The organism is Marinobacter sp. SS13-12, from assembly GCF_030227115.1.
In the GTDB taxonomy this organism is placed as follows: Bacteria; Pseudomonadota; Gammaproteobacteria; order Pseudomonadales; family Oleiphilaceae; genus Marinobacter.
In genome coordinates, this window is sequence record NZ_JASSUA010000001.1 from 825,301 (window position 1) to 839,038 (window position 13,738).

A 13,738-nucleotide genomic window follows, 5' to 3' on the forward strand; every position below is an offset into this window, starting at 1 on the left:
TCAATAGTTGTCTGACAGCGGTCTATCGCTGGCATATGCTGCAATAAACCGTCGAGCGCTGGCTCATCCGGATTTCCTTCAGCGTGTGCCCGCATTCCTTGCAGGGCTCGCCGGTGCGGCCGTATACCAGAAGCGACTGGGCGAAATAGCCGGGCTTTCCGTCGCTGTTCACGAAGTCCCTCAGGGTGGTTCCGCCCATCAGGATGGCGGCGCTGAGGGTCTCGCGGATGGCTTCCACCAGTCGGTTGTAACGGTCCAGGCTGATACGGCCGGCGGCTCGGCGGGGGTGGATGCCGGCCTTGAACAGGGCTTCGTTGGCGTAGATGTTGCCAACACCCACCACCACGTGGTTATCCATAATGAAGGACTTGACCGGTGTTTTCTTGCCACGTGACAGGTGATAGAGCAGGCGGCCATTGAATTCCGGCGCCAGGGGTTCCGGTCCCAGGCTGGCAATCAGCGGGTGCTGGTCCGGGGTTTCCGACCACAGCCAGCAGCCGAACCGGCGTGGATCGTTAAAACGCAGGCGAATGCCGTTGTCCAGCTCCAGTTCAATATGGTCATGTAGCAGAGGCTCGCTCTGGTCGGTGATCACCCGCAGGCTGCCAGACATGCCCAGGTGCACAATGAGCGTGCCCGCTACGGTGGCCGAGCTTACACGAATAAGCAGGTATTTTGCCCGGCGGTCCACGGTGTGGATCACGGCGCCTTCCAGCAATTCCGCCAGATTGCCCGGTACCGGCCAGCGCAGGCGTCCATCACGCACGGTGACGCGAGTGATGGTCCGGTCTTCACAATGCGGCGCGATGCCTCGGCGGGTGGTTTCCACTTCCGGTAGTTCTGGCAAGGCTATTTACTCCAATCGTATAAGCGGGAACGGACATGAGTGATCAGTAACAAATTGAAAGCCAAATACGGTTGTTTCGGCTAACAACTGTACGCTAGAGTGGCTGAATACGGTTGTTGGGCGGTGCCGGATCCGCCAGGCTGCAGGCTTTTTGTCTATCCCTGTCATGCACTTTGCAACCTCATGATTTCGAACGAGGAAACTCCTATGTGGTACAACGGTCTCCTGGACCTTTCGGTGATGCAGCTGATTCTGGTTACGCTGGGGCTTACCCACATCACCATTATCAGCGTGACGCTTTACCTGCATCGCCATTCTGCCCATAACTCACTGGATCTGCATCCGGTGCTGGCGCATTTCTTCCGTTTCTGGTTATGGCTGACCACAGCGCAGAACACCAAACAGTGGACTGCGATCCACCGAAAGCACCACGCCAAGTGCGAAACCGAGGAAGATCCTCACAGCCCTGTGGTTCTGGGTATTCGCAAGGTGCTGTTTGAAGGGGCTGAGTTGTACGACGAGGCCGGCACTCCGGAAACTCTCGAACGATACGGCCAGCGCACTCCGGAAGACTGGGTGGAGAACAGGGTGTACAGCCGCTACCGCATGCTGGGCATCCAGTTGATGGCCGTTATCGACCTGTTGCTGTTTGGTGTTCACGGTATCTGGATCTGGGCGGTGCAGATGATGTGGATTCCGGTGTGGGCCGCAGGTGTGGTCAACGGCATCGGCCACTTCATGGGGTATCGCAATTTTGAATGTGCGGACAACGCCCGCAATATTTCGCCGTGGGGCATCCTGATTGGTGGCGAAGAGCTGCACAACAATCACCATACCTATCCCAATTCGTCCAAGCTGTCGCGTCGCTGGTATGAAGTGGATATTGGTTGGGGCTACATTCGCCTGTTCCAGTTCTTCGGGCTGGCAAAACCCAAGGGCTTCAGGCCGATTGCACATTATGTTCCCGGTAAGCAGGAAGTGGATGTGGAAACCGTGCAGGCGATTACCAACAGCCGGTTTGACATTATGCGCCAGTACCGTAAGCGGGTGATGGAGCCGGTGTTGCGCCAGCAGAAGGCGCTGATGGATGAGGAAATTCGTCCCCGTTACCGCAGTCTGAAGCGCTTGCTGTCCCGTGAGGTGACGTTGATTAAGCCGAAGGAGAAGGAGCACCTGGACACTGTGCTGGAGCGCAATGCGACGCTGCGTCAGATCTATGAGAAGAGCAATGAATTGCAGGAGTTGTGGCGTCGCCGTGGGCTGAAGCCGCAGGAGAAGCTTCAGGCTTTGATGCAGTGGTGCCGGGAGGCGGAGGCCAGCGGTATTCGCTACCTTGAGGACTTTGCGGCGCATTTGCGGGCTTATTCTTTGCGGCCCTCTCCGTAGCCTTTCTGTTCCGGGGGCTGGTCTCTGGGTGGGGGAGCCTTTTCTTCTGGGAAAAGAACTCGCTTTGCTCAGACACCTTTTCCCGGCAGAAAAGGCTCCCCCACCCACAGACCGATTTGACCGTAGTGGGATATCCGCTGCGGTTAGTCAGGTAGTTTCTGATCCTTCCACTCTGAACAAACAATAGGTCACCTGGCCTGCTGTTTTTTGTCGGTGCAGGGTCCAGTTGGCGGGTGCTGTGGGTGTCGGCATCTCGCTTTCGTGCTCTGCGTAGATCCAGCCTCCCGGTTTTACCCAGTCATTGTCCGCGATCATCGGGAACAGTTTTTCCAGCCAGCCCTGTCTGAAAGGCGGGTCCATGAACAGGATGTCGAAGGGTTCGGGCGGTGGCTGGGCCAGGTAGGTGTCGACGTTCTGGCAGGTCACTTCGCCCTTTTCCGATTTCAATAGTCGCAGGTTGCTGCGCAGGGCCTGGGCCAGTTCCGGGGTGTGGTCGACGAAGACGGTTGTGCCGGCGCCTCGGGAGAGGGCTTCCAGGCCGAGGGCGCCGGAGCCGGAGAAGAGGTCCAGGCAGCGGCTGCCGGCAAGATGAAACGACAGCCAGTTGAACAGGGTTTCGCGGGTGCGTGCGGGTGTTGGGCGCACGCCGCCGGCTTCGGGGAAGCGTAGTTTGCGGCTGCGCCAGTCGCCGCCGATGATGCGGAGTTCGCCGCCGCTGGTTGGTCGGGATTTCTGGTTGCGTGCCATTCTCGACAAGGCCTTTTGATCGCTGATGTGGTGCGCCTTTAAGTGCAGGTGGCGCCATGTTACGAAGGTTTATCGGGCGAGTCACCTGCGGCCATCACTTAGGGCAAGCAGTCTGCTAGAATACCGGCGTTCTTCTATCCCGCGAATCGACAACCAATGGTATGACTATGACGGCAGAGTGGATTGATATCGGCCTTCTGGCCCTTCTTGTCCTTGTGTTTGTTCTGGATGTGGCCGCCAACCGTCGGCGCGTGCCCCGGCCGAAGCCGGTGCCCCAGAAAAAACCGGAAGCCCCGGAAGGTGCCACCCCCAAGGCAGGGGCGGAGGAAAAAGCAGAGGCTGATAGTGTACCGGCTGCCGAAGCACCCGAAGAGGCTGCTGTTGTTGAAGAACCACCTGTGGAGATTCCGGCAGCGCCTGAACCGGAACCCGAAGCCCCGCAGGTCAGCGTTTTTGAGCGCATCCGCCAGGGGCTGGGTAAAACCCGGGCCAACCTGACCGGCGGCCTTGCCGACCTGTTCTCGGTCGGCAAGAAGGTGGATGAGGACCTGCTGGAGGAAATTGAAACCACGCTGCTGATGGCAGATGTGGGCGTTACCGCTACCTCGGAAATCATCGAGTCGCTGACCGACAAGCTTGAGCGTAACCAGCTCAAGGATGGTGAGGCACTGCGCAAGGCTCTGCGCGATGAGCTCTACGGTCTGCTGGCGGATGTCACCAGACCCCTGGAAATCGACACGGCCAAAAAGCCCTACGTGATCCTGATGGTGGGTGTGAATGGTGTGGGCAAAACCACCACCATCGGCAAGCTCACCAAACTGTTCCAGCGCGATGGCAAGTCGGTAATGCTGGCGGCGGGGGATACGTTCCGGGCGGCTGCGGTTGAGCAGTTGCAGGTATGGGGCGACCGCAACAATGTACCGGTGGTGGCACAGCATACCGGTGCCGACAGCGCTTCCGTCATCTTCGATGCGGTCCAGTCGGCCCAGTCCCGCGGTGTGGATGTGGTGATTGCCGATACCGCTGGCCGGCTGCAGAACAAAGACAATCTGATGAGCGAGCTGGAAAAGGTCGTGCGGGTGATCAAGAAGCTGGACGACACCGCACCCCACGAAGTCATGCTGGTGCTGGACGCCGGTACCGGCCAGAACGCCCTTAGCCAGGCCCAGGTTTTCCAGCAGGCGGTGGGTGTCAGCGGTATTACCCTGACCAAACTGGACGGCACTGCCAAGGGTGGTATTGTGTTCGCCATCGCCCGGCAGTTGCAGTTGCCCATCCGCTACATTGGTGTGGGTGAGCAGGTGGACGACCTGCGCAGCTTCGATGCCCGCACCTTTGTGGATGCGCTGTTTGATGAGAACGCTTAATTACACCCCAGAGAAGTAACCCTCGATGATCGAGTTCCGCCAGGTCACCAAGCGCTACGACAGCGACCATACTGCGCTGCGTCAGGTCAATTTCGGTTTGCAGCGTGGGGAGCTGGCGTTTCTCACCGGTCACTCCGGTGCCGGTAAAAGTACCCTGCTCAAGCTGATCATGGTGATGGAACGCCCCAGTGCCGGTGAAGTGATTGTGGGTGGCCAGGTGCTCAATACGCTGCCGCGCCGCCAGGTGCCCTATATCCGCCGCCACATCGGGGTGGTCTTCCAGAATCACCAGCTACTGTTTGACCGCACCGTGTTCGATAACGTCGCCATGCCCCTGGAAGTGATGGGCACGCCGGCCCGTGATATTGGCAGGCGCGTTCGGGCTGCGCTGGACAAGGTCGGTCTGCTGAGCAAGGAAAAGATGAACCCGTTGCAGCTTTCCGGCGGTGAGCAGCAGCGGGTAGGCATTGCCCGGGCAGTGGTGAACAAGCCGCCGGTGCTGCTGGCGGATGAGCCCACGGGTAACCTGGACCCGGAACTGTCTGCCGACATCATGCGGCTGTTTGCGGAGTTCAGCCAGGTAGGGGTCACGGTACTGATTGCCACCCACGATATTGCTCTGATCAATGATCTCGGACGCCGCACGCTCACGCTGGAGCAGGGCAGGCTGGTGTCCGGCGTTGGGGCAGGGGGAGGTCGGCATGGCTAACGATCCCCGCAGGCAACAGAGCCGGGGCGCGAAAAGTGCCCGTTCTCCCTGGCGCGAGCAGGCGGAGAGCTATCTCAACCATCATCGCAAAGTCGCCCGGGACAGCGCCCAAAGGCTGTGGCATTCGCCGATTGCCAGCATGATGACCTGGACGGTGATGGGTGTGGCCCTGGCGTTGCCGGTGGCGCTGATGCTGTTGCTTGCCAGCCTCGAAGGTGTCAGTGCCGGCTGGGAAAGCTCGGCACGGGTGACCGCCTACCTGAACGATTCGGTTTCTATCGAAGAGGCCCGGGCCCTGAAAGCTGAAGTGGCGGATGACAGCCGCGTGGCTGAAGTGGAGCTGATCGACCGGGACACGGCGCTGAGTGAATTCCGCGCCTCTTCCGGCCTTGAGGATGCCCTGGACTACCTGGACGAGAACCCGCTGCCCCATACCCTGCTGGTTACGCCCAGTGAAAGTTCCCGTACCGCCGACGGTGTGGAAATGCTGCTGACCGTTATTGAAGGGATTGATGGTGTGGAGCGTGTGCAGGTGGATCTTGGCTGGTTGCAGCGCCTGAACGCCATGACCGATCTTCTGGGCCGGGCGGTGTGGGCGCTGGCCCTGTTGCTGGCGGCCGCTGTAGTGCTTGTCATTGGCAATACGGTGCGCCTCTCCATTGAAAACCGTCGTGATGAGATTCTGGTGGCAAAGCTGGTAGGGGGCACCGATGCCTTCGTGCGCCGGCCGTTTCTCTACACCGGTGCCTGGTTTGGCCTTGGCGGTGGTATAGTGGCTTGGGTACTGTTGCAGCTATCGCTCTGGTGGCTGAGCGGGCCGATTGAGCGCCTGGCGGGGCTGTACCGCAGCGAATTTTCCCTTAATGGCCTGACCTTCGACGGCGCGCTGGCGTTGATAATTGCCGCCATGCTGTTAGGCTGGTTGGGTGCCTGGGTGGCCGTCAAACGTCATCTTGATGATATCGAACCCGGTGAAATTGCGGGCGGGTGATCTTCGGTCTCGGAAATACCGTATTGAAAACTCAGCTGTTTCCGGAGTAGCTTGAATACATACAACAGAATTTGGCAGATTCCCAGCTTGTTGATTTAAAACGTTTTAGTGGGAATTAAAGGAACTTTCAGAGTACTTGGCGGTCAAAGCTTCAGTTGGTATATTTATTGACCGCTTGGTTCGGAGGATACGATATGGGTACGAATTTACAGGTGATCGACAGACTGGTTCCCGGCGCTAATCTGGAAGCCTATATCCAGGCGGCCAGCCGTATTCCGGTACTTTCTGTCGAGGAAGAGCGCAAGCTCTCAGAGCGGCTGCATTACGAAGGTGATGTTGAGGCTGCCCGTGAGCTGGTTCTTTCGCATCTGCGCTTCGTCATCCATATTGCGCGCAGTTATGCCGGTTATGGCCTGTCCCAGTCCGACCTGATCCAGGAAGGCAACGTGGGCCTGATGAAAGCCGTCAAACGCTTCAATCCGGAATATGGCGTGCGCCTGGTGTCCTTTGCGGTGCACTGGATCAAGGCCGAGATTCACGAATTTATTCTGCGTAACTGGCGCATCGTCAAAGTGGCAACCACCAAGGCCCAGCGCAAGCTGTTCTTTAATCTGCGCAGCCAGAAGAAGCGTCTGGCGTGGTTGAGTCACGATGAGGTCAATGCGGTGGCCAGTGATCTGGGTGTTGAGCCCAAAGTGGTCCGCGAAATGGAGGGCCGCCTGGCTTCCCACGATACGGCATTCGACGGGCCCCAGGACGATGACGACGACAATGCCTATCAGGCACCGCAATATTACCTGGAAGATCATCGCAGCAATCCGGCTACTCAGCTTGAGCAGTCGGACTGGACGGATGACTCCAACGGTCGCCTGATGGCGGCGCTGGAGCTGTTGGACGAACGCAGCCAGGATATCCTGCGTGAACGTTGGTTGTCTGACAGCAAGTCCACGTTGCATGAGCTGGCTGATCGGTATGGTGTTTCCGCTGAGCGTATTCGTCAGTTGGAGAAGAATGCCATGAAGAAGATCCGTACCCAGATGACGACGGAAGAAGTCGCCGCTTAAGCCCGAAAGAATACCGGGCTTGGTCAGAACGCCACCACCCTTTGCCGGGTTGGTGGCGTTTTTGTTTGTATAATCGGACTTTGTGAGTTAACTCAACCTTTCAGGCGGAAGTAAGTGGGCAGGCACTTCCAAAACGCGCCTCAAGACGTCCCTGTGCGGCTCGAGCTCCGCCATCCATGGCTCCGCACGGTTTTGGAAGGGCCTGCCCACTCACTTCTTCCGGCATATGAATTAGGGACTGAATAGTCATGACTACGAGACAGTTGCATATCGCCTTTTTGGGTATTGGCTTAATGGGCACGCCCATGGTTCGGAATCTTCTGAGCGCGGGTTATCCAATGACGTTGTGGAACCGGACCGCGAGCAAATGCGAGCCTTTTGCCACTGAGGCCACCATTGCCGATTCACCAGAAGACGCTGTTCGAGACGCCGACATCGTGATCACCATGCTGGAGAATGGCGATGTGGTGGATGACGTGATGGTGGCCCAACGCGGTATCGCGGCGCTCAAGGCCGGGGCGGTGTATATTGATATGAGTTCGGTGCAGCCGTCATTGGCCCGACGCCATGCGGAACTGGCCCGGGAACAGGGCGCCGGGTATGTGGATGCGCCCGTATCGGGTGGAACCGTCGGTGCTGAGCAGGCGAGGCTAAGTATTATGGCCGGGGGCTCTGAGGCGGATATCGAGCGGGTGCGGCCGGTTTTTGAAGCGCTGGGGAAGTGCACGCCTATTGGTCCGGTGGGGGCCGGGCAACTGGCGAAGCTGGCTAATCAGGCGATTGTAGGGATTACCATCGGTGCGGTTTCGGAGGCGTTATTACTGGCTGCGAAGGGCGGTGCGGACCCGGCCGCTGTGCGGGAGGCGCTGATGGGTGGTTTTGCGGGCAGCCGGATTCTGGAACTGCACGGTCAACGCATGATTGACCGGGATTTTTCTCCCGGTGCCCCGGCGCGGATTCAGCTCAAGGATCTGCGCATGATTCTCGATGAAGCCCGTTCCGAGGGGTTGACGCTGCCGCTGGCGCAGCAGGTGCATAATGAATATCAGAGCCTGGTCGCCAATGGGCATAGTGACGTGGACCACAGTGGCCTGTTGCTGGAGCTGGAGCATCTCAATGGCGCCCTGTTGGGTTCCTCGCCCGCCATCAAACGTAAGGGATAAACCATGCCTGTATTCGCTGCGAACCTCTCCATGCTGTATACCGAAGCGGATTTTATGGATCGTTTCCGGCTGGCGCGGGAGGCGGGGTTTTGCGGTGTCGAGTATCTGTTTCCCTACGACTGGCCGGAAGAGAATCTGAAGCGGGCGCTTGAGGAAAACGGGCTGACTCAGGTGCTGTTCAACCTGCCTCCCGGCAACTGGAGCGCCGGTGAACGCGGTATTGCCTGCCTGCCGGACCGGGTGCAGGAGTTCAGGGCGGGGGTGGATCAGGCCATTCGCTACGCCCGGGCGCTGAACTGCAGGCAGATCAATTGCCTGGCCGGTATCCGGCCGGATACGCTGGAGGAGTCGCTGGCCTGGCAAACGCTTGTGGACAACGTGAACTATGCTGCCGGGAGGCTTGAAGATGAAGGTATCACCCTGTGCCTGGAAGCCATCAACTCGCGGGTGGATATACCGGGCTTTTTCCTGGATACCTCCGCCCGGGTGATGCAGGTAATCGAGGCGGTTGATGCTGGCAATGTGAAGCTGCAGTACGACATTTACCACATGCAGATCATGGAGGGGGATCTGATCCGCACCGTGGAGTGTCTCTTGCCCTGGATTGGCCACGTCCAGTTTGCCGATAATCCCGGCCGCCACGAGCCCGGTACCGGGGAGATTAACTTTTGGAATGTTTTCGCAGCCCTTGATCGCTTGGGGTATGGTGGCTGGGTGAGTGCGGAATATCGCCCCAGTGGCGCCACGGTGGATAGTCTGGGCTGGTTTCGGCTGGGAGCGTGACCGTCGCCAATAGCGACACCCTCTTACAAGATCGTAACTGGCCGGCAACCGATGTTCTTCGTACCCTAGCTGTTAATGTAATCCGCTATTCAGGAGGATAACCGGTGAAAGCACTGGTAATTGAAGACGATCAGGACGTGGCAAACTACCTTGTTAAAGGGCTGAAAGAGTCTGATTTTGTCGTGGATCATGCGGCGGATGGCAAGGACGGAATGATGATGGCCGCCAGCGAAGATTACGACATCATGATTGTTGACCGCATGCTTCCGGGTATGGACGGCCTGTCGATTATCAAAACGGTGCGAGCCACCGGAAACCAGGTGCCTGTGCTGATTCTCAGCGCCCTGGGCGACGTGGATGATCGGGTGGAAGGCCTGCGTGGTGGCGGCGACGACTACCTGACCAAGCCCTTCTCCTTTACCGAGTTGCTGGCCCGGATTGAATCCCTGGTTCGCCGCAATCGCCAGTCCGCTGAAACCGAGACGGTATTGAAGGTGGCGGATCTGGAAATGGACCTGCTGGCCAGAACGGTCAAGCGGGCAGGGCACAATATCGACGTTCAGCCCCGGGAATTCCGTCTGCTGGAATACCTGATGCGCAATGCAGGGCAGGTGGTCACCCGAACCATGCTGCTTGAAAAGGTCTGGGATTATCATTTTGATCCCCAGACCAACGTCATTGATGTGCATATCAGCCGCCTGAGGGCAAAAATCGACAAGGAATTCGATACCCCACTGCTGCAGACCATCCGGGGTGCAGGGTACATGTTGCGTGAAACTGCTTAGCCAGCTCAGAACCTCATCGTTCCAGTTAGCACTGCTGTATATGGTGGTGTTCGCCACCTCGGTTTTTTTGTTGTTGGCGTTTATCTACTGGCGCACAGCAGGGTTCATGACTGCCCAGACTGATGAAACCATCGAGGCCGAGATTGCCGGCCTCGCTGAGCAATACCGCGGCAGCGGTATCAATGGCCTGATATCCATTATCCGCGAGCGTGTCGCTCGCGACCCTAACGCCAAGTCCATTTACCTGCTTACTACCGACGATTTCCTCAAGCTTGCCGGCAATATCGAAACCTGGCCCAAGGGTTCACGCTCGGAAAGTGGCTGGATCAATTTCACGCTGGACGAATCCGTAGGCTGGACGGGGCCAGAGCGCCTCGCCCGTGCCCGGATATTCGAGGTGCAGGGTGGCCTACGCTTGCTGGTCGGTCGAGATGTGGAGGAGCTTACCAATCTCAAGCGGGTGATAGAAACCGCCATCAACTGGGGCATGGGGATTACGCTCGCCCTGGCCCTGCTTGGCGGTTTTCTGATGAGCCGGAGTACCACCCGGCGTATCGAGGTGATCAATAATACCTCCCGACGAATCATGAACGGGCATCTTTCCCTTCGCATACCCACCCGGGGTACCGATGACGATTTCGACCAGCTGGCGGAAAATCTCAACCAGATGCTGGACCGGATTGTGTACCTGATGGAAGGTATCCGGCATGTTTCCGACAGTATTGCCCATGACCTGAGAACCCCGCTGACCCGGCTGCGCAACCAGCTGGAGAATACCCTGATGTCCGTGGACAACGACGAAGCTCGAGACCAGGCGGGCAAAGCCGTGGCGGAGGCGGATCAGTTGCTGGCTACCTTCAATGCCCTGCTACGGATCGCGCGCCTGGAAACCCGTGGCAATGCTGCGGATATGAAGCAGGTCTCTCTGGGGGAGCTGGTCAGCGATGCCTGCGAACTGTACGAGGCGCTGGCGGAAGACAAGGAGCAGGATTTCGAGCAGTCGCTGGAAGACCAGGTGGTGGTCGAGGGGGATCGGGATCTGTTGTTCCAGATGGTCAGCAACCTGATCGACAACGCCATCAAGTACACCCCCGAACAAGGCAAGATCCGTGTCAATGTTCGCAAGGAAGGGAACGATGCGATTTTCGAGGTGGGGGATAGCGGTATCGGCATCCCCGACGAAGAGAAAGACCAGGTGTTCCAACGTTTCTACCGGGTTGGCAAGAGCCGGTCATTGCCGGGTAATGGTCTTGGGCTCAGTCTTGTCAGTGCCGTGGCCGAGATACACCAGGGAACCATTTCCCTGAGCGATCACCATCCCGGGGACGAGTACCCGGGGCTGATGGTGACCGTTCGTATGCCGGCGTACTCCCCGAACCGGAAACGCCTCAAGGACACCCAGACGCTTACGGCCCCGGAAACCGGAGAGCAAGCGTCTCCGAGCGAGCTCAAAGGTGCCTGATCAGTGGCCGGCAACACCACGGAATTGGTTTACACGGCTGATCAGAGGCTTGATCAGCGGATCGGTACGGGTTTCGATGGCGGTCAGCAGGCCATCGAACTGTGAACGGCGGCGATCAAACTTCGCCTGAATGCTGTCCCATTCACCTTCCAGATGTTTCTGTTCCAGCATGATGAAAGCGGCCAGGTTGTGGCGGTTCAGTTTGCCGGTAATGCCGTATTGGTCCAGCCGGTAGCCGATGCTGTCCAGACCGTTCAGCGCCGTGTTGATGAGTTTTTGCGTGTTCATGTTGGTGCCCCGTTTGCTCGAAAAGTGTCGGTCGATGAAAGCTTCAAGTTAGTAATACGGTTATTTGAGTAAGACACTAACGCCGCTCTCTAGAGTGAACAACCTAATCCCTGCTCTGAAAAAAACGTAATCGAGCGGCCACTGCTGTGTAACCTCGACTATGCACAATGGAGGATGTAGTTATGGAAGCCGGCGGAAACTCCGCTTGCTTCTCCCTCCAGCACAGCGCTAGCCTTACCCCGTTTTTACGGGGTTTTTTTATTTCTAACGATGATTTTCATATGGCCAGAACCCGCTACATAACAGCCCGGGGCGAAAGGGCCCTGCGCGATGAGTTGCACCACCTGTGGAAGGAGAAGCGCCCGGAGGTCACCCAGTCCGTGCGGGAAGCGGCTGCCCAGGGTGACCGCTCAGAGAATGCCGAGTACATCTACGGCAAGAAACAATTGAGGGAAATCGACCGCCGCGTCCGTTTCCTGAGCAAGAGACTGGACGAACTGACGGTGGTGGACCGGCTGCCGGATGACCGGAACAAGGTGTTCTTCGGTGCCTGGGTAACCATCGAGAACGAGGAGGGCACCGAAAGCATCTATCGTCTGGTTGGGCCGGATGAGTTCGACCTGTCCCGCGGTTATCTGAGCATCGATTCTCCCATGGCCCGGGCACTGCTGGGCAAGCGTGTTGATGACGAAGTTGGTGTGCGCACTCCTGACGGCTGGAGCCATGTGGTTATCACCGATATCCGATACGAGCCGCTGACTCCTGACTAGTGAGGAGTGTCACAAAACTGGCGAACGCACGGGTTTTTTGTCGTGTTTGGCGATAGACTGATCAAAAATTGTCAGTCGTTGCACGACAGGGAACAAAAAAGGCAAGGGTTATGGGCGGATTCGATTCAGTCAGGACAACAATGGGGTTTGTAGCGCTGGTGGCGGCGCTGTCACCGCTGGTGTGGGCGCAAACCGGCGAAGAGCCTGTCGAGGGTGGCGCATTCAACTACGAAGAGCGCTCAACCCTCGAGACCATCCCCTTCAGTTCCATGGAGGAGGAGTCCCTGGCCAATACGGTGATTGAAGGCGGGCTGGAAGCTCCCGCGGCCGGTGTGCCGGTGCAGCCGCGAACAGACGAGGATTTCTACCTTGACCCGCTCGCCCTACAACCCCGTGATCCGCGCACAGACCTCGGACGCAGCGAAATCCCGGTGGAATTCCGTTTCAGCAATCCCAAGTCCATTCCGGGGCAGACCCACGGAGACAACTATATTATCCGGCCACCGACCAATCGGAACTACGGTGCGTTCAATACCACAACCACTGAGCGCTGATCCCCGGGTTCAGGCGGCTACGGTCCCTTCCGGCTCGGTTCTGCCCAGTACATCCTCGTAAAAGAATGCCAGTGCCTGTTTTGCCTGATTCAGGCGTGCCCGTGAGACTTGCAGGCGTTCAGTCAGATAGGACAGGAACAGCTGCCGGTCATCGGGCTGCAGCGTCTCAGGATTTTTCAGGTTATGGAAAAGCACAAACCGGGAGATCCAGTGGAGGTAGGTCTGCTCTGCCCGATGGTTAAGCTGGTGTTTGCGGATGGCGCCAGTCACTCGACTGACGAGGCCGGGCTGCGACTGTTCGAGCGCCTCGGTAGTATCCATAATGTGTCTTCCCTGTGAATCGTTGTTCTTATATTGCGCGCATCTTATGACAATCGTTTGACCGCCGCAAAAACTTTCACTGGAAGAATTGACCAAGAGCAACAACCGCCAGGACTGCTGCTCCGGTGAATGGCAGGCTGCCCGTTTACTTCAGGGCCTCCAGCTTGTCGATGTACTGTTGCATGGCGTCCTCGGCAGACGTGCCCTTGACCTTCTCCCAGGCGTCGTACTTGGCGCGGCCAACGAAATCCATCATGCCCGGGCGCTTGCCGCTGACATCACCTTCAGTGGCTTGCTTGTAGAGGGCATAGAACTCCAGTTTCAGTTCGTTGGACGGCTTGAAGTCGCCCTCGGCGTTCTGGATATAGTTTACGGCTTCGTCGAAACGGGATTTCAGGTCGCTCATGTGGGGTTCCTTTTTTCTGGTGTTGAATCCGTTACTCACGGTGGTTGAGAGTATATCCAGACGCAATGGTGCCGTCATTGGCAGATCGTTCCAAA

The 13,738-nt window shown here is 57.9% G+C and carries 16 protein-coding genes; 11 read left to right on the forward strand and 5 right to left on the reverse strand.

Features of this window, described 5'->3' with window-relative positions; all coding sequences use genetic code 11:
* Positions 1-22: 22 nt before the first annotated feature.
* Entirely contained in the window at positions 23-847 is an 825-nt protein-coding gene (gene mutM / locus QPL94_RS03770) for a bifunctional DNA-formamidopyrimidine glycosylase/DNA-(apurinic or apyrimidinic site) lyase (protein WP_285355610.1), read from the reverse strand.
* Between the two features lie 207 nt (positions 848-1,054).
* Here mutM and QPL94_RS03775 point away from each other — a divergent pair, with 207 nt between their 5' ends.
* Entirely contained in the window at positions 1,055-2,233 is a 1,179-nt protein-coding gene (locus QPL94_RS03775; protein WP_285355611.1) for a DesA family fatty acid desaturase, read from the forward strand.
* 147 nt (positions 2,234-2,380) lie between these two features.
* Here QPL94_RS03775 and rsmD read toward each other — a convergent pair whose 3' ends face one another.
* On the reverse strand, positions 2,381-2,980 hold the full coding sequence (gene rsmD / locus QPL94_RS03780) for a 16S rRNA (guanine(966)-N(2))-methyltransferase RsmD (RefSeq protein WP_285355613.1): 600 nt from the start codon (positions 2,978-2,980) through the stop codon (positions 2,381-2,383).
* A 167-nt stretch (positions 2,981-3,147) separates the two neighbouring features.
* Here rsmD and ftsY point away from each other — a divergent pair, with 167 nt between their 5' ends.
* The 8 genes from ftsY to QPL94_RS03820 all read left to right on the forward strand — a co-directional run bounded on the left by ftsY (position 3,148) and on the right by QPL94_RS03820 (position 11,304).
* Positions 3,148-4,347, forward strand: coding sequence for a signal recognition particle-docking protein FtsY (ftsY, locus tag QPL94_RS03785; protein ID WP_285355615.1), 1,200 nt, complete (start codon positions 3,148-3,150; stop codon positions 4,345-4,347).
* Between the two features lie 25 nt (positions 4,348-4,372).
* Positions 4,373-5,056 (forward strand): cell division ATP-binding protein FtsE, encoded by a 684-nt coding sequence (gene ftsE, locus QPL94_RS03790; RefSeq protein ID WP_285355617.1) that lies wholly within the window; start codon positions 4,373-4,375, stop codon positions 5,054-5,056.
* A complete protein-coding gene (gene ftsX, locus QPL94_RS03795) occupies positions 5,049-6,047 on the forward strand; it encodes a permease-like cell division protein FtsX (RefSeq protein WP_285355618.1) in 999 nt (332 codons plus the stop codon). Before ftsE ends, ftsX begins: the two co-directional genes overlap by 8 nt.
* Positions 6,048-6,241: 194 nt before the next feature.
* Positions 6,242-7,111: an RNA polymerase sigma factor RpoH gene (gene rpoH, locus QPL94_RS03800; protein ID WP_285355620.1), complete on the forward strand. Its 870-nt coding sequence runs from the start codon at positions 6,242-6,244 to the stop codon at positions 7,109-7,111.
* A 248-nt stretch (positions 7,112-7,359) separates the two neighbouring features.
* Complete coding sequence (locus QPL94_RS03805; RefSeq protein ID WP_285355621.1) at positions 7,360-8,274, forward strand: NAD(P)-dependent oxidoreductase; 915 nt, start codon at positions 7,360-7,362, stop codon at positions 8,272-8,274.
* Positions 8,275-8,277: 3 nt separating this feature from the next.
* Entirely contained in the window at positions 8,278-9,057 is a 780-nt protein-coding gene (gene hyi / locus QPL94_RS03810) for a hydroxypyruvate isomerase (protein WP_285355623.1), read from the forward strand.
* 104 nt (positions 9,058-9,161) lie between these two features.
* Positions 9,162-9,842, forward strand: a complete 681-nt coding sequence (locus QPL94_RS03815; RefSeq protein WP_137436320.1) for a winged helix-turn-helix domain-containing protein — start codon at positions 9,162-9,164, stop codon at positions 9,840-9,842.
* Positions 9,829-11,304 carry a sensor histidine kinase gene (locus tag QPL94_RS03820; protein ID WP_285355626.1) on the forward strand — a complete coding sequence of 492 codons (1,476 nt, stop codon included), beginning with the start codon at positions 9,829-9,831 and terminating at the stop codon, positions 11,302-11,304. The genes QPL94_RS03815 and QPL94_RS03820 overlap by 14 nt, the downstream gene beginning before the upstream one ends.
* Here the strand turns inward: QPL94_RS03820 and QPL94_RS03825 are convergent, their stop codons facing one another.
* The gene (locus QPL94_RS03825) at positions 11,305-11,592 is read right to left on the reverse strand and encodes a hypothetical protein (protein ID WP_285355628.1); all 288 of its coding nucleotides are present in this window, start codon (positions 11,590-11,592) and stop codon (positions 11,305-11,307) included.
* Between the two features lie 281 nt (positions 11,593-11,873).
* Between QPL94_RS03825 and greB the strand changes: the two genes are divergently transcribed.
* Together greB and QPL94_RS03835 are read left to right on the forward strand one after the other, a co-directional pair.
* Positions 11,874-12,362: a transcription elongation factor GreB gene (gene greB, locus QPL94_RS03830; RefSeq protein ID WP_285355629.1), complete on the forward strand. Its 489-nt coding sequence runs from the start codon at positions 11,874-11,876 to the stop codon at positions 12,360-12,362.
* Between the two features lie 140 nt (positions 12,363-12,502).
* Positions 12,503-12,916, forward strand: coding sequence for a hypothetical protein (locus QPL94_RS03835; RefSeq protein WP_285355630.1), 414 nt, complete (start codon positions 12,503-12,505; stop codon positions 12,914-12,916).
* A 9-nt stretch (positions 12,917-12,925) separates the two neighbouring features.
* On the opposite strand, the gene QPL94_RS03840 is transcribed toward QPL94_RS03835, so the two are convergent.
* Positions 12,926-13,237, reverse strand: coding sequence for a site-specific integrase (locus QPL94_RS03840; RefSeq protein WP_285355632.1), 312 nt, complete (start codon positions 13,235-13,237; stop codon positions 12,926-12,928).
* 145 nt (positions 13,238-13,382) lie between these two features.
* Positions 13,383-13,643: an acyl-CoA-binding protein gene (locus tag QPL94_RS03845; protein ID WP_285355634.1), complete on the reverse strand. Its 261-nt coding sequence runs from the start codon at positions 13,641-13,643 to the stop codon at positions 13,383-13,385.
* Between the last annotated feature and the right edge of the window lie 95 nt (positions 13,644-13,738).

What these genes read in the sequence shown, in the direction of transcription:
- rpoH (WP_285355620.1), top strand. Translation starts at nt 6,242, where the DNA reads ATGGGTACGAATTTACAGGTGATCGACAGACTGGTTCCCGGCGCTAAT.
- QPL94_RS03840 (WP_285355632.1), bottom strand. Translation starts at nt 13,237, where the DNA reads ATGGATACTACCGAGGCGCTCGAACAGTCGCAGCCCGGCCTCGTCAGT.
- QPL94_RS03835 (WP_285355630.1), top strand. Translation starts at nt 12,503, where the DNA reads ATGGGGTTTGTAGCGCTGGTGGCGGCGCTGTCACCGCTGGTGTGGGCG.
- QPL94_RS03805 (WP_285355621.1), top strand. Translation starts at nt 7,360, where the DNA reads ATGACTACGAGACAGTTGCATATCGCCTTTTTGGGTATTGGCTTAATG.
- QPL94_RS03775 (WP_285355611.1), top strand. Translation starts at nt 1,055, where the DNA reads ATGTGGTACAACGGTCTCCTGGACCTTTCGGTGATGCAGCTGATTCTG.
- ftsY (WP_285355615.1), top strand. Translation starts at nt 3,148, where the DNA reads ATGACGGCAGAGTGGATTGATATCGGCCTTCTGGCCCTTCTTGTCCTT.
- greB (WP_285355629.1), top strand. Translation starts at nt 11,874, where the DNA reads ATGGCCAGAACCCGCTACATAACAGCCCGGGGCGAAAGGGCCCTGCGC.
- QPL94_RS03825 (WP_285355628.1), bottom strand. Translation starts at nt 11,592, where the DNA reads ATGAACACGCAAAAACTCATCAACACGGCGCTGAACGGTCTGGACAGC.
- QPL94_RS03845 (WP_285355634.1), bottom strand. Translation starts at nt 13,643, where the DNA reads ATGAGCGACCTGAAATCCCGTTTCGACGAAGCCGTAAACTATATCCAG.
- ftsX (WP_285355618.1), top strand. Translation starts at nt 5,049, where the DNA reads ATGGCTAACGATCCCCGCAGGCAACAGAGCCGGGGCGCGAAAAGTGCC.
- hyi (WP_285355623.1), top strand. Translation starts at nt 8,278, where the DNA reads ATGCCTGTATTCGCTGCGAACCTCTCCATGCTGTATACCGAAGCGGAT.
- ftsE (WP_285355617.1), top strand. Translation starts at nt 4,373, where the DNA reads ATGATCGAGTTCCGCCAGGTCACCAAGCGCTACGACAGCGACCATACT.
- rsmD (WP_285355613.1), bottom strand. Translation starts at nt 2,980, where the DNA reads ATGGCACGCAACCAGAAATCCCGACCAACCAGCGGCGGCGAACTCCGC.